The sequence below is a fragment of the Pseudomonas sp. S2_H01 genome, assembly GCF_054668305.1.
In genome coordinates, this window is the sequence record NZ_CP162756.1 from 3,208,949 (window position 1) to 3,232,127 (window position 23,179).

21 protein-coding genes are annotated in these 23,179 nt (G+C 60.8%); 7 read left to right on the forward strand and 14 right to left on the reverse strand.

Going from position 1 to position 23,179, the window contains the following annotated elements; all coding sequences use genetic code 11:
- Positions 1-217: 217 nt before the first annotated feature.
- The 10 genes from pgi to dksA form a co-directional block, all read right to left on the reverse strand.
- On the reverse strand, positions 218-1,882 hold the full coding sequence (gene pgi, locus AB4N84_RS14290; protein ID WP_460046793.1) for a glucose-6-phosphate isomerase: 1,665 nt from the start codon (positions 1,880-1,882) through the stop codon (positions 218-220).
- A 282-nt stretch (positions 1,883-2,164) separates the two neighbouring features.
- A complete protein-coding gene (gene panC / locus AB4N84_RS14295) occupies positions 2,165-3,016 on the reverse strand; it encodes a pantoate--beta-alanine ligase (RefSeq protein WP_460046795.1) in 852 nt (283 codons plus the stop codon).
- A complete protein-coding gene (panB, locus tag AB4N84_RS14300; protein WP_460046796.1) occupies positions 3,013-3,813 on the reverse strand; it encodes a 3-methyl-2-oxobutanoate hydroxymethyltransferase in 801 nt (266 codons plus the stop codon). The genes panC and panB overlap by 4 nt, the downstream gene beginning before the upstream one ends.
- Positions 3,814-4,290: 477 nt before the next feature.
- The gene (folK, locus tag AB4N84_RS14305; RefSeq protein ID WP_460046798.1) at positions 4,291-4,764 is read right to left on the reverse strand and encodes a 2-amino-4-hydroxy-6-hydroxymethyldihydropteridine diphosphokinase; all 474 of its coding nucleotides are present in this window, start codon (positions 4,762-4,764) and stop codon (positions 4,291-4,293) included.
- A 5-nt stretch (positions 4,765-4,769) separates the two neighbouring features.
- Positions 4,770-6,164 carry a polynucleotide adenylyltransferase PcnB gene (locus tag AB4N84_RS14310; protein ID WP_074759219.1) on the reverse strand — a complete coding sequence of 465 codons (1,395 nt, stop codon included), beginning with the start codon at positions 6,162-6,164 and terminating at the stop codon, positions 4,770-4,772.
- A gap of 765 nt (positions 6,165-6,929) precedes the next feature.
- On the reverse strand, positions 6,930-8,369 hold the full coding sequence (locus AB4N84_RS14315) for a sigma-54-dependent transcriptional regulator (RefSeq protein ID WP_074759221.1): 1,440 nt from the start codon (positions 8,367-8,369) through the stop codon (positions 6,930-6,932).
- 22 nt (positions 8,370-8,391) lie between these two features.
- Entirely contained in the window at positions 8,392-11,346 is a 2,955-nt protein-coding gene (locus AB4N84_RS14320; protein ID WP_460046800.1) for a sensor histidine kinase, read from the reverse strand.
- Positions 11,330-11,506: a hypothetical protein gene (locus AB4N84_RS14325; protein ID WP_002552060.1), complete on the reverse strand. Its 177-nt coding sequence runs from the start codon at positions 11,504-11,506 to the stop codon at positions 11,330-11,332. Before AB4N84_RS14325 ends, AB4N84_RS14320 begins: the two co-directional genes overlap by 17 nt.
- A 128-nt stretch (positions 11,507-11,634) precedes the next feature.
- The gene (gluQRS, locus tag AB4N84_RS14330; protein WP_460046801.1) at positions 11,635-12,522 is read right to left on the reverse strand and encodes a tRNA glutamyl-Q(34) synthetase GluQRS; all 888 of its coding nucleotides are present in this window, start codon (positions 12,520-12,522) and stop codon (positions 11,635-11,637) included.
- A 90-nt stretch (positions 12,523-12,612) separates the two neighbouring features.
- Complete coding sequence (gene dksA, locus AB4N84_RS14335; protein ID WP_074759227.1) at positions 12,613-13,059, reverse strand: RNA polymerase-binding protein DksA; 447 nt, start codon at positions 13,057-13,059, stop codon at positions 12,613-12,615.
- Positions 13,060-13,404: 345 nt separating this feature from the next.
- On the opposite strand from dksA, the gene AB4N84_RS14340 reads away from it, so the two are divergent.
- Positions 13,405-14,577, forward strand: a complete 1,173-nt coding sequence (locus tag AB4N84_RS14340; protein WP_460046803.1) for a pyridoxal phosphate-dependent aminotransferase — start codon at positions 13,405-13,407, stop codon at positions 14,575-14,577.
- Positions 14,577-15,320 carry a DNA/RNA nuclease SfsA gene (gene sfsA / locus AB4N84_RS14345; protein ID WP_460046804.1) on the forward strand — a complete coding sequence of 248 codons (744 nt, stop codon included), beginning with the start codon at positions 14,577-14,579 and terminating at the stop codon, positions 15,318-15,320. The genes AB4N84_RS14340 and sfsA overlap by 1 nt, the downstream gene beginning before the upstream one ends.
- On the opposite strand, the gene AB4N84_RS14350 is transcribed toward sfsA, so the two are convergent.
- Positions 15,298-15,627 carry a Rieske (2Fe-2S) protein gene (locus AB4N84_RS14350; protein ID WP_074759264.1) on the reverse strand — a complete coding sequence of 110 codons (330 nt, stop codon included), beginning with the start codon at positions 15,625-15,627 and terminating at the stop codon, positions 15,298-15,300. The two genes, sfsA and AB4N84_RS14350, sit on opposite strands and share 23 nt — an antisense overlap.
- 168 nt (positions 15,628-15,795) lie before the next feature.
- Here AB4N84_RS14350 and AB4N84_RS14355 point away from each other — a divergent pair, with 168 nt between their 5' ends.
- From AB4N84_RS14355 to deoC, 5 genes are all read left to right on the forward strand, one after another.
- Positions 15,796-16,695, forward strand: coding sequence for a heme/hemin ABC transporter substrate-binding protein (locus AB4N84_RS14355; RefSeq protein WP_460046805.1), 900 nt, complete (start codon positions 15,796-15,798; stop codon positions 16,693-16,695).
- Positions 16,692-17,729, forward strand: coding sequence for a FecCD family ABC transporter permease (locus AB4N84_RS14360; protein WP_460046806.1), 1,038 nt, complete (start codon positions 16,692-16,694; stop codon positions 17,727-17,729). The genes AB4N84_RS14355 and AB4N84_RS14360 overlap by 4 nt, the downstream gene beginning before the upstream one ends.
- Positions 17,729-18,496 carry a heme ABC transporter ATP-binding protein gene (locus AB4N84_RS14365; protein ID WP_460046808.1) on the forward strand — a complete coding sequence of 256 codons (768 nt, stop codon included), beginning with the start codon at positions 17,729-17,731 and terminating at the stop codon, positions 18,494-18,496. The genes AB4N84_RS14360 and AB4N84_RS14365 overlap by 1 nt, the downstream gene beginning before the upstream one ends.
- A gap of 58 nt (positions 18,497-18,554) precedes the next feature.
- Entirely contained in the window at positions 18,555-19,427 is an 873-nt protein-coding gene (locus tag AB4N84_RS14370) for a ChaN family lipoprotein (RefSeq protein WP_460047023.1), read from the forward strand.
- Positions 19,428-19,573: 146 nt separating this feature from the next.
- Complete coding sequence (gene deoC, locus AB4N84_RS14375; protein ID WP_460046809.1) at positions 19,574-20,335, forward strand: deoxyribose-phosphate aldolase; 762 nt, start codon at positions 19,574-19,576, stop codon at positions 20,333-20,335.
- A 185-nt stretch (positions 20,336-20,520) separates the two neighbouring features.
- Here deoC and AB4N84_RS14380 read toward each other — a convergent pair whose 3' ends face one another.
- From AB4N84_RS14380 to AB4N84_RS14390, 3 genes are all read right to left on the reverse strand, one after another.
- Positions 20,521-20,817 (reverse strand): TfoX/Sxy family protein, encoded by a 297-nt coding sequence (locus AB4N84_RS14380; protein WP_460046811.1) that lies wholly within the window; start codon positions 20,815-20,817, stop codon positions 20,521-20,523.
- Positions 20,818-21,066: 249 nt separating this feature from the next.
- Positions 21,067-21,411, reverse strand: coding sequence for a pentapeptide repeat-containing protein (locus tag AB4N84_RS14385; RefSeq protein ID WP_074759243.1), 345 nt, complete (start codon positions 21,409-21,411; stop codon positions 21,067-21,069).
- Between the two features lie 99 nt (positions 21,412-21,510).
- The gene (locus tag AB4N84_RS14390) at positions 21,511-23,046 is read right to left on the reverse strand and encodes a bifunctional aminoglycoside phosphotransferase/ATP-binding protein (protein ID WP_074759245.1); all 1,536 of its coding nucleotides are present in this window, start codon (positions 23,044-23,046) and stop codon (positions 21,511-21,513) included.
- Positions 23,047-23,179 lie beyond the last annotated feature (133 nt).

Below are 23,179 nucleotides of genomic sequence, written 5' to 3' on the forward strand. Positions count from 1 at the left end.
ATCAGAGTAGTCCCTGACATCAGGGTTCGATCTGGACGCAATACCTGTAGGAGCGAATTCATTCGCGAATCGGCCGTACGGGCGATACATCTCTATTGCCTGAACGGTTTTCGCGAATGAATTCGCTCCTACAGAGGATTCGTTGTGTAACCCCAGAAAACACAAAACCCGCCGCCTCTTGCGAGGGAGCGGGTTTCGGGTGTTGCCTGAGGCAGGATCAGCCGCGGTGACGACCGCGGAAGTAATTGATCAGGCCTTGGGTCGAAGCGTCTTCTGCCGGGGTTTCTTCAGAGCCCACAAGGCGGCTGTAGACGCCCTTGCCGAGCTCTTTGCCCAGTTCCACGCCCCATTGGTCGAAGGCGTTGGTGCCCCAGACCACGCTTTGCACGAACACTTTGTGCTCGTACATCGCCACGAGTGCACCCAGACGACGAGGGCTGATGCGCTCACAGACGATGGTGTTGCTCGGACGGTTGCCCGGCACGACCTTGTGTGGCGCGACGCGCTGAACTTCGTCTTCCGACAAGCCCTTGGCCCGCAATTCGGCCTCGGCTTCTTCGCGGGTCTTGCCAAGCATCAGGGCCTGGCTCTGCGACAGGCAGTTGGCGTACAGCCACTGATGGTGGTCGGACACCGGGTTGAAGCTGACGATCGGCACGATGAAATCGGCCGGGATCAGTTGGGTGCCCTGGTGCAGCAACTGGTGATACGCGTGCTGACCGTTGCAACCCACGCCACCCCAGATCACAGGGCCGGTGTCGGTGTTGACCGGCACGCCGTCCTGGCGAACGCTCTTGCCGTTGGACTCCATGTCCAGCTGTTGCAAATGCTTGGTGATGTTGCGCAGGTAGTGGTCGTACGGCAGGATCGCGTGGCTCTGCGCGCCCCAGAAATTGCCGTACCAGACACCGAGCAGACCCAGCAGCGCCGGCATGTTCTGTTCAAATGGCGCGTTCTGGAAATGCTGATCCATGGTGTAAGCACCGGACAGCAGTTCCTTGAAGTTGGACATGCCGACGGCTAGGGCGATGGGCAGGCCGATGGCCGACCACAGCGAGTAACGACCGCCCACCCAGTCCCACATCGGGAAAATGTTTTCTTCGCGAATGCCGAACGCCACCGCCGCTGCGTTGTTGCTCGATACCGCAATGAAGTGACGGTACAGCTCGGCTTCCGAACCGCCCTGCGCCAGATACCAGGCCCTGGCCGCCGTCGCGTTCTTCAGGGTTTCCAGCGTGCTGAACGTCTTGGAGGAGACAATGAACAACGTGGTTTCAGCGCGCAGCTTGCTGGTGAGCTCGTGCAGTTCGGTGCCGTCGATGTTCGCCAGATAGTGGCAGCGAACGCCTTTTTGCGCGTAGGAAAGCAGCGCTTCGGACACCAGCTCAGGACCGAGGAAGGAGCCACCGATACCGATGTTCACCACGTCGGTGATCGGCTTCTCGGTGTAACCGCGCCACAGGCCGTCATGGATTCGGCCGACCAGATCGGTGATCTGGTTCAGTACCTTGTGGACTTCCGGCATCACGTTGACGCCGTTGACCAACAGCTTGTCGCCGACCGGGCGACGGAGCGCGGTGTGCAGCGCCGGACGGCCTTCGGAGGCATTGACCAGCTCGCCGTCATATTGCGCCTTGATCGCGTCTTTCAGACCCACTTCGTTAGCCAGATTGACCAGCAACTGGCGAGTCTCTGCAGTGATCAGGTTTTTCGAATAGTCGAGAAACAGCCCGGCGCTGCTGAGGGTGAATTCGCTGAAACGCTGCGGGTCTTCGTTGAACGCCTCACGCATGCTGAAATTCTGCATGGCTTTGCGGTGATCGGTGAGCGCCTGCCAGGCGGGCAGGGTGGTGACGTCATGAGGAGTGCGGTAGTACGCCATCGCTGCGGGTTTCCTTGTACTTGAACTGCCTTTGGACACTGAAAAACCAAGGCGGGATCGAATGCATGCGTTCGCCGAAGCCTAACCTCCGGACGGGCCGATGTCTGCGCCTTGCTTTACCTTTGCTCGGTACTTTTTCTCACAAGGTAGTGTCGCCTTTCTCAGGCGACCTGTACCGGTATGGCATTGCTCGTGTGGCTAAGTTCATTGCCGAAGCCTTTTAGCGCAAGCGCGTGCTCGGGCTAGTGAGCATAGTTGCGAATAGCTGCCTTGTGCTGCCTGTCACTGCTTGGTCAGGTGCAAATTGTCGATCAAACGGGTCTTGCCCAGGAACGCTGCGCCCAGGACCACCAGATCATGGTCGTCAGGGGTGGCGGGGCGCAGGGTCACGGCCTGGCGAATCTCGAGGTAGTCGGGGCGAAAGCCTGCGGCTTCGAGGGCTTTCTTGCCGTCGTCCAGCAGTTGAGCATGGTTCTGTTCGCCGTTGTGAAGGGCCTCGCCGATGTGGGTGATCACGCGATACAGCGCAGGTGCCGTGGCGCGCTCCGCTTCGGTGAGGTATCCGTTGCGCGACGACAGCGCCAGGCCGTCAGCGGCGCGAACGGTCGGCTCGCCGATGATCTGGATCGGCATGTTCAGGTCGCGCACCAGCGCACTGACCACGGCCAGTTGCTGAAAGTCTTTCTGGCCGAAAATCGCGATATCAGGCTGAACCATGTTGAACAGCTTGCTGACGACGGTGGACACGCCGTCGAAGTGACCCGGCCGGCTGCCGCCACACAGACCTTCCGACACCACGGGCACACGGACGATGGTCTGATCGGCCATGCCGTGGGGGTACATCTCTTCGACGGTTGGCGTGAACAGCAGGTGGCAACCGGCTTGCAGGAGCTTTTCCTGGTCGGCTGCCAGCGTGCGCGGGTAGGTGGCCAGGTCTTCGTTGGGGCCGAACTGCAGCGGGTTGACGAAGATGGTCGCCACCACGAAGTCGGCGCGTTGAGCGGCCTTGGTGACCAGCGCGGCATGGCCGCTGTGCAGGTTGCCCATGGTGGGCACCAGGGCGATACGTTTGCCTTCGCTGCGGGCGCGTGCGACGGCGGCGCGCAGTTCGCGCACCGTTTTTACTGTGTTCATGCCGAGAATCCGTGTTCTGGAGCAGGGAAGCTGACGTCTTTGACAGCGCTGACATACGCGGCGATGGCCGACTGGATATCAGGCTGACCGGCCATGAAGTTCTTCACGAACTTGGGCACGCGGCCGCTGATCGACAGGCCGAGCATGTCGTGCAATACCAGGACCTGGCCGTCGGTGGCGCTGCCGGCGCCGATGCCGATCACCGGAATTTTCACCGCGTGGGTGATTTCCTGTGCCAGCTCGCTCGGTACGCATTCCAGCAGAATCATGGCCGCACCGGCCTGTTCCAGGGTGATGGCGTCGGCGCGCATCTGACGCGCCTGAGTTTCCTGACGGCCCTGCACCTTGTAACCGCCGAGCACGTTCACCGCCTGAGGGGTAAGCCCCATGTGCGCGCACACCGGGATACCGCGCTCGGCCAGCAGCCGAATGGACTCCGCAAGCCATGCCGCGCCTTCGACCTTGACCATGTGCGCACCAGCCTGCATCAGTATCGCGCTGTTGGCGAAGGTCTGTTCGAGGGTGGCGCAGGACATGAATGGCAGGTCGGCGAGAATCAATGCGCCCTGATTTCCGCGTTTGACGCTGGCAACGTGATAAGCCATGTCGGCCGTGGTGACCGGTAACGTGCTGTCATGCCCCTGCAGGACCATGCCCAGCGAATCGCCGACCAGCAACACTTCAACGCCGGCCTGGCTGGCGGTGTGGGCGAAAGTTGCGTCGTAGCAGGTGAGCATGGTGATTTTTTCACCTTTCTGCTTCAGGCCCAGCAGGGACGTAACGGTGATATCTGGCATGAAAAAGTCCTCATTCAGGCGCTGTGAACACGACGGCGAGCAACGCGTGATTCATTCTGCAAACGCAGGCACATCGTCGTTTCGCGATGTTTGCAAAGACCTGTTTGGCGCCTATAGACCGGTAGTCCGGCTTCGGGACGCTTATCTTCGTGAGGAGGGGGCGGGAAGTCAATTCCGGGTGTTACCGGTTTGAACAGGATGTTACCGGAGGGTAACCGCTGCCGGGCGTATGTCAGAACCATGCTGGGCGTAATGCCGAACTGTAGGAGCGTGGCTTGTCCCGCGATCTGGCGCGCAGCGGTAGCAAAATCAGGCGACTCGGTTGTCCTGACACACCGCATGCACAGGTTTTGCTGCCGGTTCCCGGCAGATCGTCCGAGTGCGGCCCAGAGCAAGCGCGCGCCTACACCTTGCGCTCTAGGGGGAGGCTGCGCATGTGATTTGAGGAAGACAGCTAATACGCCCTGCGGACTGAAGCTAGAGACGCTCCAGCCCTTCGAACGGGCAAGCCGCGAGCAGATCATTCAGCGCGCGGCCGTCGGCGAGGGTGATCCCCGGCGCCAGCTCAGCCAGCGGATAGAGCACAAAGGCCCGCGCCTGCATGTGGTAATGCGGCACTTTCAGGCGAGGTTCATCGATCAGGCGATCACCAAACAGCAGGATATCCAGATCCAGCGTGCGAGGCCCCCAACGCTCCAGGCGTTCACGGCCCTGACCGTTTTCGATGGCTTGCAGCGCATCCAGCAACGCCAGAGGTTCAAGCGCCGTGTCGAGGGCGGCGACCGCATTGGTGTAACGCGGCTGGCCCGGCAGCAAGGAGTCGCTGGCATAAAAAGAAGAAACGCCCGACAGGCGGGTGTGGGGCAGTTGCCCCAGCGCTTTGAGCGCTTCGCGCAATTGCTCGGCGGGGGCGGCCAGATTGCTGCCCATGCCGATGTAGACACGTTCCATGCCCGTTATTCCGATGCGTCCGCGCCAGCGCGCTTGCGCTTGCTGCCACCGCTGCGACGACGCTTGCGTGGGCCCTGACCGGTCTCGGACTTGCTGCCCAGGTCACGGATCATGTCGCGTCGACCCGACTCGTTAGCGTCCTGATAGTCCGTCCACCAGTCGCCCAGGCCATCGGTCTCTTCGCCGGCGGTTTCCCGCAACAGCAGGAAGTCGTAACCGGCCCGGAAGCGCGGGTTGTCCAGCAACAGGTCGGCGCGCTTGCCGGAACGACGTGGCAGGCGTTCCTGCATGTCCCAGATTTCGCGGATCGGCATCGTGAAGCGTTTCGGGATCGCGATGCGTTGGCACTGCTCGGCGATCAGTTCGTGCGCGGCTTCCTGCATGGCCGGAATCGGCGGCATGCCCCGTTCCTGCAAGCGCAAGACCCGTGCAGGCAGCGCAGGCCACAGCAGTGCGGCGAACAGAAACGCCGGCGTGACCGGTTTGTTCTGCTTTACGCGCAGGTCAGTGTTGGCCAGGGCCTCGCTGATCAGCGTGTGTGTGTACGTCGGGTTGTACTCCAGCGCTTTGGAACTCGCCGGGAACAGAGGCTCGAACAGTTCCAGGTCAACCAGCATCTCGAAGGTGGGTTCTGCGTAGCCGTTGAGAAACAGCTTGAGCACTTCTTCGAACAGGCGCGCGGCCGGGATATCACGCAGCATCGGCGCCAGCGGTCGAATCGGCGTCGCACTGTGTTTCTCGATACCGAAGTCCAGCTTGGCGGCGAAACGCACGGCCCGCAGCATCCGCACCGGGTCTTCTTTATAGCGCTGCTGAGGATCGCCAATCAGCCGGATGAGGCGATTGCGGATGTCGTGTACGCCGTTGGCGAAATCGAGCACGCGTTCGGTGACCGGGTCGTAATACAGGGCGTTGATGGTGAAGTCGCGACGTTGCGCGTCTTCTTCCAGCGTGCCGTAGACGTTGTCGCGCAGAATCCGCCCGCTTTCGTTGCGCGAAGACTGGTTGCTGTCTTCGTCTTCGTCGTCTTGAGGGTGGTTGGCGCGGAAGGTCGCCACTTCAATGATTTCACGACCGAAATGGATGTGAACCAGTTTGAAGCGACGGCCGATGATGCGGGCGTTACGGAATTCGGCGCGGACCTGCTCCGGCGTTGCGCTGGTGGCGACGTCGAAGTCTTTCGGCGTGATGCCCAGCATCATGTCGCGTACGCAACCACCGACCAGATAGGCCTGGTAGCCGGCATTTTGCAGGCGTTCGACGATGCTCACCGCGTAGCGGCTGAATTGAGTGCGCTGCAACGAATGCTGGCTGCTGCTGAGCACTTCGGGCGTTGTACGCACGTGTTGCTGCGGTTTGCGCAGAGGAGAACGGAATGACTGGAACAGCTTCTTCAGCATGGGATGCACTGTTTGAAGGAATATTCGGCCAATTACGAAGAATGACCGCATGATGGGCGGGGATTCTAGCATTTAGTCGAGGGATGGTGTAGGACGCTGCGCGAAGGCAGTCTTGGGGCAGGCAGAGCGGGGCTTGAAGCGCCGTCGCAATGGGTTTGCGGCGGGTGTTTGGTCTGGAAGCTACTGGGGGAGCCGAAGCTCCCCCAAAGTGCGTGCTCTTATTTTTATTGTCTGTCGGGCTTTTTATTTTTGTTGAACGCCCAATTCACGGCTTTCGCCTGTGAAACCTCCCAATCGGGAGTCAAGAGCAAACGGATTGCTTTGGTCGCTGTGCTGCAGTAATCAATCGATCCAACCAGTTCAGGCTCTACCTTAGGGTAGTTTTTTGTTGTTCTCGGCCTGGTTGCGGGACAAGTCCCAAATGCAACGCCTCTCCAAAAGAATCAGTTAGCTGCGCCTCCGCCGTGTTGTTTTTATTATGCGTGAGTCGATACGTCTTGTTTTTATTGTGTTGTTTTGCGGGTGACTGATTTTTGTTGTTCTTGTACGAATACATATAGCAGGACGCGTGCCAACTTTTGTGTAAAACGCTGCAGCCCTTTAAACACGGGGGTGTGGCAAAACGACGCTATTTTTCGCGGGTCGAAAAAAACCGGGGTTACGTTACCGTACGCCCCGGCCTTTGTTACGTGTCGCTGAATGAGGTAACAGTTTTTTCACAAGGCCCGAACACCGCGTGCCAGAGCCCTGTGCGGGGTGATGACCTCAGGTTTCGCTGGCCACACCCGTCTTGCGACGAGGGATACCCAGGCGCTGACGGCGCTCCCACAGGCACTTGCGGCTCACGCCGAGTTTGCGTGCCAGTTCGGTCTCGGTCATGTGGTCCTGATGCTCAAGCACGAAGTGCTGGAAGTAGTCTTCCAGTGACAGGTCTTCGGTGGGCTCATGAGCGGTGGAGCTGGCGGAATTACCGGTCTGCGGCGCCAGACCGATGAACTCTTCGACGTCCAGATCGCTCAGCTCGATGTCGATGCCCAGCAGGTCCGCTGAAATTTCCGGGCTTTCGCACAGGATCACGGCGCGCTCGACTGCGTTTTCGAGCTCTCGCACGTTACCCGGCCAGGAGTAATGACGAATGGCCTGCTCGGCGTCAGGGCCAAACCGCAGGTCGTTGCGTCCGGCCTTTGCGCTTTGCCGCGCCAGGAACGCGTTGGCGATTTCGTTCACGTCGGCGCCACGTTCACGCAGCGCCGGCAGTTTGAGGGCGATGACGTGCAGACGGTAGTAAAGGTCTTCGCGGAATTGTCCGACCTTGGCCAGGCTCTTGAGGTCCCGGTGGGTCGCCGCGATGAGACGTACGTCGACCTTCTGCGATTGCACCGAGCCGACACGGCGAATTTCGCCTTCCTGAAGCACGCGCAGTAAACGCGCCTGCGCCTCAAGGGGCAGCTCACCGATTTCGTCGAGAAACAGGGTTCCGCCGTCAGCCGCCTCTACCAGACCGGCGCGCCCGGCGCTGGCCCCAGTGAATGCGCCTTTCTCGTGGCCGAACAGTTCGGATTCGATCAGGGTTTCCGGAATGGCCGCGCAGTTCACCGAAATCATCGGTGCCTTGGCGCGACGCGACAGGTTGTGCAGGGCACGAGCCACCAGTTCCTTGCCGGTCCCGGACTCACCCTGGACCAGCACGTTGGAATCGGTTGGCGCGACTTTGCGGATTTTGCTGTACAGGTCCTGCATCGGCGGGCACGAGCCAATGATGCCGATTTCACCGTTACTGTTGTCAGGTCCCGACTTGTCGGCAGCGGACGCCTTGCCGCTCGCCACGCGCTCGGCTTGAAGGCTTTGTACCGTTTGCCGGTCACGCAGAATGCGCGAGACGGCCTGCAGCATTTCGTCGTGGTCGAAGGGCTTGGCGATGTAATCCACCGCGCCCATTTTCATCGAGTCCACGGCCGAGCGCAGGCTGGCGTAGCTGGTCATGATCAGCACCGGCTTGCCCTGGCCGAGCTTGATCAGCTCAGTGCCGGGTGCGCCGGGCAGGCGCAGGTCGCTGACGATCAGATCAAACGAGGGGATGCTGAAACGTTCCTGAGCTTCCTGCACGGATCCGGCTTCACTGACTTGGTACTGATTACGTTCCAGCAGGCGACGCAAGGCAGAGCGGATAATGGTTTCGTCTTCGACGATCAAAATGTGCGGCATTGATTCGATTCTCTCGACGGTCTCAGTTCACAGCGGACGTCGCTTCGACATGTCGCGGTAATGTCACCCGAATACGGGTTCCGCGTTGTTGCTCGGGGTCAGCCGGGCTGTCGATGGTGATTTGTCCATAATGCTCTTCAACGATGGAATAGACCAGTGCGAGCCCCAGTCCTGTCCCTTCCCCCGGATCCTTGGTGGTGAAGAACGGTTCGAACAAGCGGTCCATGATTGCTTTCGGAATTCCAGTGCCTTCATCTTCGACGATCAAATCGACCGTATGTTCTGAGGCTTCGCTTTTTACCCGCACTGCACTGCCCGCAGGCGAGGCGTCACGGGCGTTGGAGAGCAGGTTGATCAGCACCTGAGCCAGGCGTTGCGGGTCGCCATCGACCCAGTGGCTCGGGTTGCACAGGTTATAGAATTGCACTTCGAAATTGCGGCGATTCAGCGCGAGCAGACCAATGGCATCCTGAGCGACTTCGGCCAGGCACACAGGTTCGTCGGCATGCTGATGGCCGCCCGCGTGGGCGAAGCTCATCAGCGACTGCACGATGCGCGAGACACGCTTGGTCTGTTCGATGATCTGGCTGCTGATTTCGGTCAGTTCGCCATCATCCTCGCGCTCTTCGCGCAGGTTCTGCGCCAGGCAGGCAATGCCGGTGATCGGGTTGCCAATCTCGTGCGCCACACCTGCCGCCAGGCGACCGATGCTGGCCAGACGCTCGGAGTGGACCAGTTTGTCTTCGAGCATCTGGGTGTCGGTCAGGTCTTCAACCAGAATCACCAGCCCGCTGTTACCGGGCGCCAGCGGTTCGTCGATGGCCGCTTTATGAAGGTTCAGCCAGCGGGTCTGGCCGTCCAGCGCCAGACGCTGCTTGTGCAAATGCTCGTCCGGCACGTTGATGAAGCCCAGCAGCAATTGCCGCCATGGGTCGGCAATGGTTTCAAGGCGCGAGCCGACCACACGCTGCGCGCCAATCCCGGTGAGTTCCTCCATGGCCTTGTTCCACATCAGGATCTCCTGATCCTTGGCCAGCGAGCAGACGCCCATCGGCAACTCCTGCAGGGTCTGACGGTGGTAACGGCGCAGGGCATCGAGCTCGGCGGCGAGGCCGGTGAGGCGCGAGTGATAGTCCTCGAGCCGGCTTTCGATGAAGTGAATGTCTTCGGTGACGTAGTTCTCGCCGCCTGATTTGTACGGCAGGAAGGTCTCGACCATGTCCTGTGCGACGCTGGGGCCCATCAGGCCGGACAGGTTGGCTTCGATGCGGTCACGCAGGCGACGCAGCGCGTACGGGCGACGCTCGTCGAACGGCAGGTAAAGATCGCGCAGGGCCTGTTCGACTTCCTTTTGCGCGGCTTTGGCGCCCAGCGGCTTGGCCAGTTGAGTCGCGAACTCCTGCGGCGAGACGGCGTGCAGTTCCCGACGCTGCGGGCGGCGAACGTTATCCACAGCGCAGGCCTCGGCGGCGCTGGCTTCCTCAGGGCTGGGGTTGCTGAACAGGGAAATCAGGGTGAACACCAGAACGTTGGCGGCCAGCGAGGCAATCGCCGCCATGTGCCAGCTGGTGTCATCCAGCACGTAGATCATGTTCAACAGCGGAATATAGAAGCCCTGGAAGTTGCCGATCAGCGGGAACAGCATGCTGACCAGCCACACCACGATCCCTGCGATCAGGCCTGCCATGAAGCCGCGACGGTTTGCGGCGGGCCAATACAGAACCGAGAGCACGCCGGGCAGGAACTGCAAAGTGGCGACGAAGGCGACGATGCCCAGGTTGGCCAGGTCCTGCTTGGCGCCGAGCAGCAAGTAGAAACCGTAGCCGGCCATGATGATGGCGACGATCAGCCCACGGCGGGTCCACTTCAGCCAGCGGTAGATATTGCCTTCGGCCGGCGGCTGGTAGAGCGGCAATACCAGGTGGTTGAGCGCCATGCCCGACAAGGCCAGCGTGGTGACGATGATCAGGCCGCTCGCCGCTGACAGCCCGCCGACGTAAGCGAGCAGCGCCAACAGTTTGTTGTTGGCGGCAATGCCGATGCCGAGGGTGAAGTATTCCGGGCTGGTGGTCGCGCCCAGTTTGAGCCCGGCCCACAGCACCAGTGGGACGGCCAGACTCATCAGCAACAGAAACAGCGGCAGACCCCAACTCGCGCTGACCAGCGCGCGCGGATTGAGGTTTTCGGTAAAGGTCATGTGATACATGTGCGGCATCACGATGGCCGAGGCGAAGAACACCAGCAGCAGCGTTCGCCAAGGGCCTTCCTGCAGGGGCGTATGCAGCGCGGCCAGTGCGCTCTGGTTCTGCAGAAGCCATTGCTCAAGGCTCGCCGGGCCGTCGAACACGCCGTAAAGCGCATAAATCCCGATGCCACCGATGGCCGCCAGCTTGATCACCGACTCGAAAGCGATGGCGAACACCAGGCCTTCGTGTTTTTCCCGGGTGGCGATGTGTCGCGAGCCGAAGAAGATGGTGAACAGGGTAATCAACACACAGAACGCAAAGGCGACGTAGTTGCGCACAGGCTCACGGGTCAGGATCGCCATGGAGTCCGCAACGGCCTGGATCTGCAGGGCCAGCAGCGGCAAGACGCCGATCAGCATGAAAATCGTCGTCAGTGCGCCCGCCCAGGTGCTGCGAAAGCGGAAGGCAAAGAGGTCAGCCAGCGACGAGAGCTGGTAGGTGCGGGTGATCTTGAGAATCGGGTAAAGCAGCACCGGCGCGAGCAGAAAGGCCCCCGATACGCCCAGGTAACTCGACAGAAACCCATAACCGTATTCGTACGCCAGGCCCACGGTGCCGTAGAACGCCCAGGCACTGGCATAAACGCCCAGCGACAGGGTGTAGGTCAGCGGGTGGCGAATGATCCAGCGCGGGATCAGGCCGCGTTCGCTGATCCAGGCAACGCTGAACAGCACCAACAGGTAGGCGGTGCTGACCAGGATCATCTGGGTCAGGCTAAAGCTCATCGGCATCTCGTTGGCTCTGCAGAATGAAGGTCACCACGATCAGGATCAGCCACAGCATGTAGGGCCGATACCAGGCGCCCGTTGCGTCGATCCACCAATCCATGATGGCGGGGGAGAAGAGGTAGATGCCTACCACCAGGAGCAGGACCAATCGATAAATGTACATTTGGCCTCCCAGATTGAGTGACGCCGGCACGACAGCCTGTGACGGAGCGGCATGGTAACGGATGGCTATCAGGCTGCAAGCGACGTTTCGGCCAGCTTTGTGGTGCAGTTTGGAGCAACCGCTCTAGATCAGTCTATTCGAGCTTCTTCGATGCAGGCGACCCGTGGAATCAAATCGGCATTCCAGTGGGCGATGCCCCAGCCAAGCACCTCACGCGGCGTCGCGAAGGACAACTCGTCCGGTACGGGCTGTCCCAGTGCGCGCAAGGCACGCATCAGCAGTGGCGTAGCCTGATCGACGGGTAACGGTGGTGAGCGGTAGGACTTGCCCAGCTTATGGCCGTCAGGCTGGGTAATCAGCGGGACGTGCAGATAGCGCGGTTGCGGCAATCCCAGCAATTCCTGCAGGTAAAGCTGGCGTGGCGTGGAGTCCAGCAGGTCGGCGCCGCGCACGATGTCGGTAACGCCCTGCCAGCCATCGTCCAGAACCACCGCCAGTTGATAGGCGTAGAAGCCGTCCCGCCGCTTGATCACGAAATCGCCGACGTCACGGCCCAGATGCTGACGAAAATCACCCTGAACCCGATCTTCAAAGCGGTATTCCAGCTCTGGCACGCGGATACGGATTGCTGCGTTATCAGGCGCATGCCCTGCGTTGCGGCAAAAGCCCGGGTAAATCCCCTGGAAATCTTCGAGCTGCTTGCGCGAACAGGTGCAAGCGTAGGCCAGCCCGTAGCTGAACCAGCGATTGATGATGTCTTGATAGGCTTCGTGGCGGTCACTTTGCCGCACCAGCTCGCCGTCCCACTCAAACCCGTAGGTTTCCAGGGTATTGAGGATCGCGGTCTGCGCGCCGGGTTCTTCGCGGGGCGGATCGAGGTCTTCCATGCGCATCAGCCACTTCCCGCCGACCGCGCGCGCATCCAGATAGGACGCCAGGGCGGCAACCAGAGAGCCAAAATGCAGGTAGCCGCTGGGCGTTGGCGCAAAGCGCCCTATATAAGAGGGGGATTTCATGGGCAGTGATGGTACTGGAAATCGGTTTGGGGACAATGCCAAAACAACAAAGGACGCCGAAGCGTCCTTTGTCTTATACGAAAAGCAGGATCATTTACCGACCTGCTTTTCCTTGATTTCAGCCAGCGTCTTGCAGTCGATGCACAGGTCGGCAGTCGGGCGGGCTTCCAGGCGGCGCAAGCCGATCTCGATGCCGCAGGACTCGCACCAGCCATACTCTTCGTCTTCGATCAGTTGCAGCGTCTTGTCGATCTTTTTGATCAACTTGCGCTCACGGTCACGAGCACGCAGCTCCAGAGCGAATTCTTCTTCCTGACTTGCACGGTCAGCAGGGTCAGGGAAGTTGGCCGCTTCGTCCTTCATGTGATCAACCGTGCGGTCGACTTCCTGCATCAAATCCTGCTTCCACTTGTTCAGGATCTTGATGAAGTGATCGCGCATGGGCTTGCCCATGTATTCCTCACCCTTCGCTTCGACGTAGGGGGCGAAACCGCTGATCGTTGTTGAATTGCTCTTTTGCTTTTCTTCGGTGGGCATGAACGGACCGCCTCTCACTCTTCTAAGCCATTGCGCAGGGTAATGATCCATCGCCGACACCTGCCGGCCCTGCGGCTGCAAGCGGGCGAACTTACCAGATCGAATCGGAGCGCGCTACTCCCGGTTGTCGAGCATGGCTCTGCAACGCGCCCATGAACTATGACCACAGCCAAAGCGCCCGGTTTTATATTATTTTGCAGTGCCACCAGTCTAGCCCCCTGTCGCCACAACATCTCCATTAGTGGATCGTCGGCACAAAACGGCACCGGATAAATCCTGTAGCCGGGCAGGCGGTTGGGTAGAATCGGCAAATTGTTTCCGACACGTGTAAATAAAGGAAGGCCAATGCCCCAGCCCTACAGTGCGCGCAGCCGCGCCATCGAACCCTTTCATGTGATGGCGCTGCTGGCGCGCGCCAATGAACTGCAAGCGGCGGGGCACGATGTCATCCACCTGGAGATCGGCGAGCCGGACTTCACCACGGCCGAACCCATCATCAAGGCCGGGCAGGCTGCATTGGCGGCGGGCAAAACCCGCTACACCGCCGCGCGCGGCTTGCCTGAGTTGCGCGAGGCTATTTCCGGCTTCTATGCCCAGCGTTACGGCGTCAACGTGGATCCGGGCCGCATCCTGATTACGCCTGGCGGCTCGGGCGCCCTGCTGCTGGCGGCGAGTCTGTTGGTCGATCCCGGTAAACACTGGTTGCTGGCCGATCCGGGGTATCCGTGTAACCGTCATTTCCTGCGTCTGGTGGAAGGCGCTGCGCAATTGGTGCCGGTCGGGCCGCAGGTGCGTTACCAACTGACGCCGGATCTGGTCGCACAGCACTGGAATCAGGACAGCGTCGGTGCGTTGGTCGCCTCGCCGGCCAACCCGACGGGCACCTTGCTGCACCGTGACGAGCTCGCTGCACTGTCCGCGTCGCTCAAGGCGCGCAAGGGGCATCTGGTGGTGGACGAGATTTACCACGGTCTGACTTATGGCACCGATGCCGCCAGCGTGCTGGAAGTGGACAACGACGCGTTTGTTTTGAATAGTTTTTCAAAGTATTTCGGCATGACCGGGTGGCGCCTGGGGTGGCTGGTGGCGCCGCAAGACGCGGTCGGCGATCTGGAAAAGCTGGCGCAGAACCTTTACATCAGCGCACCGAGCATGGCGCAAAGCGCCGCGTTGGCGTGTTTCGACCCGCAGACACTGGCCATTCTCGAAGAGCGTCGCACTGAATTTGGCAAGCGAAGGGACTTCCTGCTGCCCGCGTTGCGTGAGCTTGGCTTCAACATTGCCGTGGAGCCCGAAGGCGCCTTCTATCTTTATGCGGACATCAGCGCCTTCGGCGGCGACGCGTTTGCGTTTTGTCGGCATTTTCTGGAGACCGAACACATCGCGTTCACGCCGGGCCTGGATTTCGGGCGTTATCAGGCCGGCCATCATGTGCGTTTTGCCTACACACAGAGCCTGCCGCGACTCCAGGAGGCCGTTGAGCGTATCGAGCGTGGACTGCGGACCTGGAAGGCCTGATGCGTTTTTCTCCCGAACTCGAAGAAGGTCGCCTGATCCAGCGTTACAAGCGCTTTCTGGCCGATATCGAAACCCCCAGCGGCGAACGCCTGACCATTCATTGCCCCAACACCGGCTCAATGTTCAACTGCATGATGCCCGGCGGACGCGTCTGGTTCAGTCGCTCCAATGACCCCAAGCGTAAGTTGCCGGGCACGTGGGAAATCAGCGAGACCCCTCAGGGACGCTTTGCCTGCGTGAACACCGGCCGCGCGAACAAACTGGTGGAAGAAGCGCTGTTGGCGGGTGTCATCACCGAGCTCAACGGTTTTACCGCGCTCAAGCGGGAAGTGGCCTACGGGCAGGAGAACAGTCGGGTCGATTTCCGTCTGGATTACCCCGAGGGTCCGCTCTACCTGGAGGTGAAAAGCGTCACGTTGGGGTTTGACGATACGGCCGTGGCGGCGTTTCCCGACGCGGTGACCCAACGCGGCGCGAAGCATTTGCGCGAGCTGGCCGCCCTGGCTCGCGAGGGCGTGCGCGCCGTGCTGCTGTATTGCGTCAATCTGACCGGGATTGAGGGCGTGCGTCCCGCCGAGGAAATCGATGCCGCCTATGCCGAAGCCCTGCGTGAGGCCGTCTCCGCCGGAGTTGAAGTCCTCGCCTATGGTGTGCAACTGACGCCGGATGAAGTGCGCGTCGACCGTCGTCTCAAGGTTCATCTGGCTGAAAAGGGCGTGCTCAATCCCGTGCTGGCGGGCTGATCCAGATGCCCTGCGCGTCTTCGCCGCAGGTGATGACGCCCAGGGTTTTGCCTTCACACGGCCCGGCGATGCATTCACCACTCTCGATCAGAAACAGTGCCCCGTGGGTCGCGCACTGGATCAGGCTGGCGCTGCTGTCGAGAAACTGGTCTGGATGCCATTCCAGCGGCACGCCACGGTGTGGACATCGGTTCTGGTAGACGTAAACCAGACCGGCGCGGCGTACTGCCAGCACTCGCAGGCCATCAATCTCGAAGCCACGGCTTGTTCCTTCGGGCAGTTCATTCCCGTTACACAGGTAGTTCAGTGGAGTCTCCTTCGCGCTTGACGCGCAAATGCAAATAATTATCAAATTGCCCGGTTGTCATAGCGTCTAGTCTGACAGCTCTGGAAATGACGCGTCGATCCAGCGTACGCCGGGCCTGATCCTTGAGGGATGTCAGGCGCGCTCCCTCTTTATAAGGATTCTCCCGCTATGCGCTCCCTGAGCAAACTGACTGTGATTCTGGCCGGGCTCGTATTCACTCATCTGGCGTCAGCTCAATCGCAGCCACCTCAGCGCTGGGTCAGTGCGGGCGGGGCGTTGACGGAATGGGTCGTGGCGTTGGGTGGGGAGTCTCATCTGGTCGGAATCGACACCACCAGCCAGCACCCCGAGTCGATCAAATCGCTGCCCAGCATCGGTTATCAGCGGCAGTTGTCGTCTGAAGGCATTCTGAGCCTGCGTCCGAACATTCTGGTAGGCACTGAAGAAATGGGCCCGCCGCCCGTTCTCGAACAACTTCGATCGGCAGGCGTGAAGGTGGAAGTGTTGTCCGCCAGCGCGAACATGACGGCGTTGCACGGCAACTTGCAGAAGCTCGGCGCGTTGCTCGGCGATGAACCCCGGGCACGTGAGCTGAGCGAACACTACGCGAAGCAACTGGACACCCAGCACAACTGGGTTGCGCAGGCGCAACAGCGCCAACCCGAGCCTGGCGTCATTCTGTTGGTCAGCCATGCCGGGGCAGCGCCGATGGTGGCCGGCGTGGGGACCGTGGGTGACTGGCTGATAAAACAGGCCGGTGGCCGAAATCTGGCGACTCATGCCGGCTACAAGATTTTCTCTGCCGAGGCCATGACCGGTCTGAATCCTGATGTGCTGGTGTTCACCGACCGTGCACAGAACGGGGCCTCCTCCCGCGACGCATTGCTTAGAGAAAACCCTTTGCTCACCTCGACGCAGGCCGCACGCGATAACCGCCTGATCGAAGTGGATCCGACGCTGTTGGTCGGCGGTCTGGGCCCTCGTCTGCCGGAGGCGATGAAGACCCTGTCCAAAGCGTTCTATCCTGCAAATACCACCCTCAACGCCAAGGTGTCGCCAGCTCAATGAGGGCGATAGTGCAGCCTCGAACGTTATTCACCCTGCTGAGTCTCGCTTGCGCACTGGCTATCTGGCTGTCGCTGGCATTGGGGCCTGTAAGCCTCCCGCTGATGGACACGCTGCGCGCCGGTCTGCGCCTGCTCGGTGTGCCGTTGGCAGGGGATGACGTTCAGCAGGCCGAGCTGATCCTCGGCCAGATTCGTGTGCCTCGCACGCTGCTCGGGTTAGCGGTGGGGGCTGTTTTGGCATTGTCGGGCGTGGCGATGCAGGGCTTGTTCCGCAACCCGCTGGCCGACCCGGGCCTGGTCGGTGTTTCCAGCGGCGCCGCGCTGGGTGCGGCGGTCGCCATCGTGGCGGGAGCTTCTCTGGGTGGCTTACCGCCTGTGCTTGAGCCTTATTTATTGTCGATCTGCGCATTCGCGGGCGGCCTGACCGTCACGGGCATCGTTTATCGCCTCGGGCGCCGCGATGGACAGACCAGCGTGGGCATCATGCTGCTGGCGGGTGTGGCGATGACAGCGCTGGCAGGTTCGATTATCGGCCTGTTCACCTACCTGGCCGATGACGCTGCTTTGCGCACGTTGACGTTCTGGAACCTCGGCACGCTGAACGGCGCCAGTTATGCGAGGCTCTGGCCTCTGCTGCTGGTCTGTACGGCGGTGATTTTCTGGCTCCCGCGCCGGGCCAGGGCGCTGAATGCGCTGCTCCTTGGGGAGTCCGAGGCCCGCCATCTGGGTATTGAAGTAGAGAGGCTCAAGCGCGAGCTGATTCTCTGTATCGCGCTGGGTGTCGGTGCAGCGGTGGCGGCTGCGGGGCTGATTGGATTTGTCGGGTTGATCGTGCCTCACCTGATTCGGTTGGTCGCAGGCCCCGATCACCGTGTCGTGCTGCCTGCTTCGGCACTGGCCGGCGCGAGCCTGTTGCTGTTCGCCGATGTGTTTGCGCGGATGGTGCTGGCGCCGGCAGAACTGCCGATCGGCATTGTTACCGCCTTTATCGGAGCGCCGTTTTTCCTGTTTTTGCTGGTTCGAGGACGCACCTGATGATGAAGGCGCAAGGGCTCAGCGTTCATCGTGACGGCAAATGCGTGCTGGAACACATCGACCTGACCGTCAACCCCGGCGAAATCCTGGGTGTGCTCGGGCCGAACGGGGCTGGCAAGAGCACGCTGCTGGGCGCATTGTGTGGTGAGTTGAAGACGACGCAGGGTCAGCTTTGGCTCGACGAGCAGTTGCTGACGCACTGGACAGGCCAGCAGAGGGCGCGGCGTCTGGCGGTTCTTGCGCAGAGTTCGACGCTGAGCTTCGCGTTCAAGGTGCAGGACGTGGTCGCGATGGGGCGTTTGCCTCATGACAGCGGCCAGCAGCGTGATGCCGAGATCGTCCAGGCGGCGCTGGAAGCCGCCGATGCGCTGCACTTGAACGATCGCAGCTACCTCACGTTGTCGGGCGGTGAGCGTCAGCGCGTTCACCTGGCGAGGGTGTTGGCGCAGTTGTGGCCGGGCGAGGGCGGGAAGACGTTGTTGCTGGACGAGCCGACCTCGATGCTGGATCCGCTGCATCAACACACCACGCTGCAGGCCGTGCGTGATTTCGCCGACCGGGGTGGCGCGGTCATGGTGATTCTTCACGATCTCAATCTGGCGGCGCGTTACTGCGACCGCCTGTTGTTGCTGGCGTCGGGCCGACCTTATGCGCTGGGTACGCCAGACACGGTGTTGGTGCCGGAGTCGCTCGAAGCCGTGTTTGGCCTGGAGGTGCTGGTTCAGCGTCACCCCGAGCGAGGACACCCGTTGATCATCGCGCGGTAAGCCGTTCTGGAAAGTCGTTTTACAAGGAGGTCGCGTGCGTCGATACCTGCTGTTTCTGATGCTGTCATTGGCGAGCGCCTGCCAGTCGCCGCCGACGTTGCCACCCCTACCTTCCTGGCAAAGCCCCGAGGGGCGTGAGCACAGGGATCTGGGCATGATTCGCGATCTCGGCACCGGACAGGCGTTGACCCCGCAACAGTTGATCGCTCGTCTGGCCGGGGCCCCCCGTGTGCTGGTGGGCGAGCAGCATGACAATCCCGATCACCATGCCTTGCAGCTGTGGTTGTTGCAGGCGCTCAGCGATCAGCGCCCACAAGGCAGCCTGTTGCTGGAAATGCTAACGCCGGACCAGCAGGGCCGGGTTGATCAAGTGCAGCGCGGTTTACAGAGCGGCCGCTACCCTGCCGACTTGCCCGTCGCCTTAGCCTGGCAGAACGGCTGGGACTGGGCGCTTTACGGGCCGATAATGCGGTTCGCGTTGGCCCAGCCGTACCCGGTGCTGTCCGCCAACCTGAGCAAAGAAGAGATCGGGGCCATTTACCACCAGCGTCCCGTGCTGAGCGGCACCCAATCAACCCGCGAGACCGTGCGCGCGCAGTTGTTGGCGCAGGTCCGCGAATCTCACTGCGGCATGCTGCCCGAGGATGCCCTTCCCGCGATGCTCGCCGTTCAGCAACAGCGAGACCGGCGCATGGCGCACCGTGTCATGGAGGCGCCGGCGCCTGCCTTGTTGTTTGCGGGCAGTTATCACGTTCGCAAGGATCTGGGGATTCCTCTGCACATGGCGGACCTCAGCAGCCCGGAGCGTCCCGTCGTGTTGTTGCTGGCGCAGGTCGGCAACGAGGTCGAGCCCGGCAGCGCGGATTACGTCTGGTACACCGCTGCACTGCCCGATCAGGACTACTGCGCGCAGATGCGCCCGCCGTCCTGACAACCAAGGCGATTGTTTGCAGGCAACATCCTTAAGACGTTTCTGATAGTCGCGTAGGTCAGCTCTTTACAGCCTGCGTGGTCGTTCACGCGCACCCTTGCTGGATTATCGTCGCTCCCTCGAACGTGAAGGGTGAGGCAAGTGGCATGAGCAGGATGAACGAGAGCGACGAAGCATGGGCTCAGACGGCGATAGCGTTGATGGAGTTGACGTCGTTGAACGCTGACGACACGGCCGAGCGCATTGTGGCCTTGTGCGAGCGGGCCAAGACACCGGTGGGAAATGTCGCGGCAGTCTGTGTGCTACCCAGGTTCGCAGGCCTGGCCCGGCGTACGCTCGACGACGCCCAGGCCAGAGAGATCAAGGTGGTGGCCGCGGTTAATTTCCCCAATGGCGGTGCCTCCGTCGCCACGGTGGTGTCTGAAACAGAGGCTGCTGTGCTCGCGGGGGCCGATGAAATCGACCTGGTCTACCCGTTCCACGCGCATCTGGCAGGCGACAAGCAGATCGGTGCCGAAATGATCGCGGCCTGCAAAGCCCGATGCGGCCGACGCGGGACGCTGACGGTTACCCTTGAAACCGGCGTGTTGCGCGATCCCCAGATCATCCACGATGTGTGCAGGATGGCGATCCGCGAGGGTGTCGCCTTTCTCAAGACCAGTACGGGTAAACAGATCGTCAGCGCGACACCACAGGCGGCGCGGATCCTGATCGAGGCGATTGCCGAACTGGGCGCGCAAGTCGGGTTCAAGGCGTCTGGAAATGTGCGCACGATCAGCGAGGCGCGGACCTACCTCGAGATCGCGCAAGCCCGGTTTGGGCCTTACTGGCTGGAGCCGCAGAGAATGCGGTTGGGCGGATCGAGCCTGCTGGACGAACTACTGACGCAGCTTGGCATGGGGGCATGAGTGAGCTGCACTTATCGCGGGCAAAAAAAGACCCGGCAAAAAGCCGGGTCAAAAACCGTGATTAGCCTGATGAGGAGATAATCTGAGAGTCCGAACCAAGGAGCCTTTCAGGTTACCAGCCAGTCTCGCGACCGGATGTGATAATCATAGTGATTCTCATTTGTAAGTCAACAGGTGATATCAAACTATTTTCCAACGGCTGTGGTGTGTGGTCGCGAGGCTTCTCTGTCGAGTCCGATGACTTGTTCATTCAGTGAAGCTTTCACTTCAAGCGGCAGGTCGCACCAATGCTGGTCGAGCAGTGCGCCCTCAATGGCATAGAGCAGGACCTTGGAGGTGCGAAAGCCGCGGGTCTTGACCGCGCGATAAGCATGTATGGCGCCCAGTCGGCGCAAGTCTGCTTCGTTGTGAATTCCGGCTGCGTGCAGCCACTGGACCGAAGTCTTGCCCAGATTTTTCATCTGTTGCAGTTCGTCTTCCATGTTGCCTCCGTGCAAGGTGTTGCTCCGTGTTTAAAAACCTTACAGGCCTGGACAAACTGCGGGCTCAAGCCATGGAATGAGTATAGATAGCCATGAGAGAGGGGAAGGCCAACGCTCGGTAAAACCCCCAGCGAAGCGCCGGACGGTAGCGAAAAAGGTGGTTAAAGCGACAAACGGGGCAGGCCCGGCATGTCCGAGCATGCAGGGCGGGGAGGCTGACAACTCGCGGGGGGCGAGTGCCGTGCAGGCTTAACGTGTGCGGTAACGCAGGCGTGTGCCGAAATTGACCGACATGAGAATCTCGTCGGCGCTCAGCTCTGGCGGGAAGTAGGCCCCGGAGATCTGGGCATGGGCGATGCTTGCGCCTTCCAGCGAAGCCGTTCGGAAATCGACGCCGCGCAGGTCGGCAGACCGAAAATAAGCGTCAGTGAAGTCGATGTCATCGGCATTCAGTTCGCGCAGATCGAGGCCGCGAAAATCACCGCCGGCGAGATCGATCGGCCCGTTTTTCGGGCGTTGGAGGTTGAAGGCGTTTACGTCATCTCTTCGCAGCAAGGCAAAGAGCGGGGAGTCGAGCTGCTTGGGCTGGTTCATGGCGTCACCTTGTTGGAATTCTGACGCCAGTATAATGCCACTATCGTCGAGCCGTGAAGGGGCTTCCTTCACGACGCGATGATTGGTGAGCGGTCGTGATTACAGGCCGGGAAGGTACTGACGAATATCCGTGACGAGTTTGTCCAGATCCCCGCTCAGATTGGTTTCTACGTGACGGCTGCGCAGCGTTTCGTCTGCGGTCAGTGGTTCACGGTTAGCCAGTTGAGCTTCGATGACCTCCATGGTGGCGTCGGACGGGTCCTGGTTCTGGGCCTGACGCTGCGCGAGCCAGCCTTGGATGACCGCCTTGGGCGCCGCGCAGTCGAGGATCAGGAACGGTGCGCCGGTCGCTTCCGCCACCTGTGCTGTTGCCAGACGCTGCTCGTGCTTGAGGAACGTCGCGTCGATCACGACCGGGAATCCGGCGTGCAACACCACGGCCGCCAGTTCGTTCAGGCGCTTGTAGGTGTCGGCGCTGACCTCGGCTGCGTACAGGTCTTTGCTGTCCCCAAACAGGCGCTTGCGTTCGATATCAGAACGCAGACGAACGGCGCCCAGCGCTTCCACCAGACGCATCGCCACATGGCTCTTGCCGACAGCGGAAACACCGTGGGTGATCGCCAGAAAATTGGAAGGGATGGCGCTGTAGCTCTCCGCCAGGTTGGCGTAGTTGCGGTATTGGCGCAGGGTGGTGGCGCGTTGCACGTGGTCAGCATCGGGCGACAGGCTGAACAGCGACACCTTGGCCCGAACCAGCGCACGGTAGGCTTTGTAGAAATTCAGCAACTCCAGGCCCGCGTAATCGCCGGTGTGCTCCAGGTACTGGCTGATCAGGCGACGCGACAGGCTTTTCAGGCCACGGTCTTCCAGGTCCATCGCCAGAAAGCCGATGTCGGCGTAGACGTCGGTCATGCGGAACGGCTCGTTGAATTCGATGCAGTCGAAAATCACGACCTTGCCGTCAATCAGCGTGATGTTGCCCAGATGGATATCACCGTGGCATTCGCGAATGAAACCATCGGCCTTGCGCTGACTCAGCAGAGGCTTCAAGCGCTCGTAGCTGGCCTTGGCCCAGGCTTCGAGGGCGTCGAGCTGAACAAGATCGGCCTTTTCGCTGAGGAACGGCAGAATCTGCTCGAAGTTCTGGGTGACGGGTGCCATCACGCTTTCGGGCGAGCCCAGTTCGTTTTCGGACAGGACGCGCGGCGCCTTTTCGTGGAACTCGGCAATCTGGCGCGCCATGTCATCGATGTGCGCCGTGGTCAGTTCGCCTTTCGCTTGCAGGGTGCTAAGCAAACCGTCCTGCGGGAACTGGCGCATTTTCAACGCGTATTCGATCGCCTCGCCCTCGCCGCCCAATTGAGGCGCTTCAGCGCTGCCGGTGATCGGCAACACTTCCAGATACAAATTCTCGGTGAGACGCTGATTGAGCTTCAACTCCTGCTGGCAGAAGTGCTCGCGAGAGGAGAGGGTGGTGAAATCAAGGAAGCCGAAATTCATCGGCTTCTTGATCTTGTAGACGAAGGGGCCTGTGAGCAGCACCCAGGAAATATGCGTCTCAATGACCTGAAACTGCTCCACCGGGTGCGGGAACAGGGCAGGGTTTTGCAGAGCGGCTATCAGTGTCTGGCTCACGGACAATCCTTGAAAAGTGATAAGTCGAAAAAGAAGGTGACTAAAGGCGGCCATTATGGCCGCTTGGCGCATTGCTGCAAACCGCTGAGAGGGCGGTCTGCCGATGATCTTGAAAGTGCGTATAATCCGCCGC

What these genes read in the sequence shown, in the direction of transcription:
- panB (WP_460046796.1), bottom strand. Translation starts at nt 3,813, where the DNA reads ATGCCAGATATCACCGTTACGTCCCTGCTGGGCCTGAAGCAGAAAGGT.
- deoC (WP_460046809.1), top strand. Translation starts at nt 19,574, where the DNA reads ATGAGCAGGATGAACGAGAGCGACGAAGCATGGGCTCAGACGGCGATA.
- AB4N84_RS14380 (WP_460046811.1), bottom strand. Translation starts at nt 20,817, where the DNA reads ATGGAAGACGAACTGCAACAGATGAAAAATCTGGGCAAGACTTCGGTC.
- AB4N84_RS14385 (WP_074759243.1), bottom strand. Translation starts at nt 21,411, where the DNA reads ATGAACCAGCCCAAGCAGCTCGACTCCCCGCTCTTTGCCTTGCTGCGA.
- AB4N84_RS14365 (WP_460046808.1), top strand. Translation starts at nt 17,729, where the DNA reads ATGATGAAGGCGCAAGGGCTCAGCGTTCATCGTGACGGCAAATGCGTG.
- pgi (WP_460046793.1), bottom strand. Translation starts at nt 1,882, where the DNA reads ATGGCGTACTACCGCACTCCTCATGACGTCACCACCCTGCCCGCCTGG.
- folK (WP_460046798.1), bottom strand. Translation starts at nt 4,764, where the DNA reads ATGGAACGTGTCTACATCGGCATGGGCAGCAATCTGGCCGCCCCCGCC.
- AB4N84_RS14320 (WP_460046800.1), bottom strand. Translation starts at nt 11,346, where the DNA reads ATGCCGATGAGCTTTAGCCTGACCCAGATGATCCTGGTCAGCACCGCC.
- AB4N84_RS14370 (WP_460047023.1), top strand. Translation starts at nt 18,555, where the DNA reads ATGCTGTCATTGGCGAGCGCCTGCCAGTCGCCGCCGACGTTGCCACCC.
- gluQRS (WP_460046801.1), bottom strand. Translation starts at nt 12,522, where the DNA reads ATGAAATCCCCCTCTTATATAGGGCGCTTTGCGCCAACGCCCAGCGGC.
- AB4N84_RS14315 (WP_074759221.1), bottom strand. Translation starts at nt 8,369, where the DNA reads ATGCCGCACATTTTGATCGTCGAAGACGAAACCATTATCCGCTCTGCC.
- AB4N84_RS14325 (WP_002552060.1), bottom strand. Translation starts at nt 11,506, where the DNA reads ATGTACATTTATCGATTGGTCCTGCTCCTGGTGGTAGGCATCTACCTC.
- AB4N84_RS14360 (WP_460046806.1), top strand. Translation starts at nt 16,692, where the DNA reads ATGAGGGCGATAGTGCAGCCTCGAACGTTATTCACCCTGCTGAGTCTC.
- panC (WP_460046795.1), bottom strand. Translation starts at nt 3,016, where the DNA reads ATGAACACAGTAAAAACGGTGCGCGAACTGCGCGCCGCCGTCGCACGC.
- sfsA (WP_460046804.1), top strand. Translation starts at nt 14,577, where the DNA reads ATGCGTTTTTCTCCCGAACTCGAAGAAGGTCGCCTGATCCAGCGTTAC.
- AB4N84_RS14355 (WP_460046805.1), top strand. Translation starts at nt 15,796, where the DNA reads ATGCGCTCCCTGAGCAAACTGACTGTGATTCTGGCCGGGCTCGTATTC.
- dksA (WP_074759227.1), bottom strand. Translation starts at nt 13,059, where the DNA reads ATGCCCACCGAAGAAAAGCAAAAGAGCAATTCAACAACGATCAGCGGT.
- AB4N84_RS14310 (WP_074759219.1), bottom strand. Translation starts at nt 6,164, where the DNA reads ATGCTGAAGAAGCTGTTCCAGTCATTCCGTTCTCCTCTGCGCAAACCG.
- AB4N84_RS14340 (WP_460046803.1), top strand. Translation starts at nt 13,405, where the DNA reads ATGCCCCAGCCCTACAGTGCGCGCAGCCGCGCCATCGAACCCTTTCAT.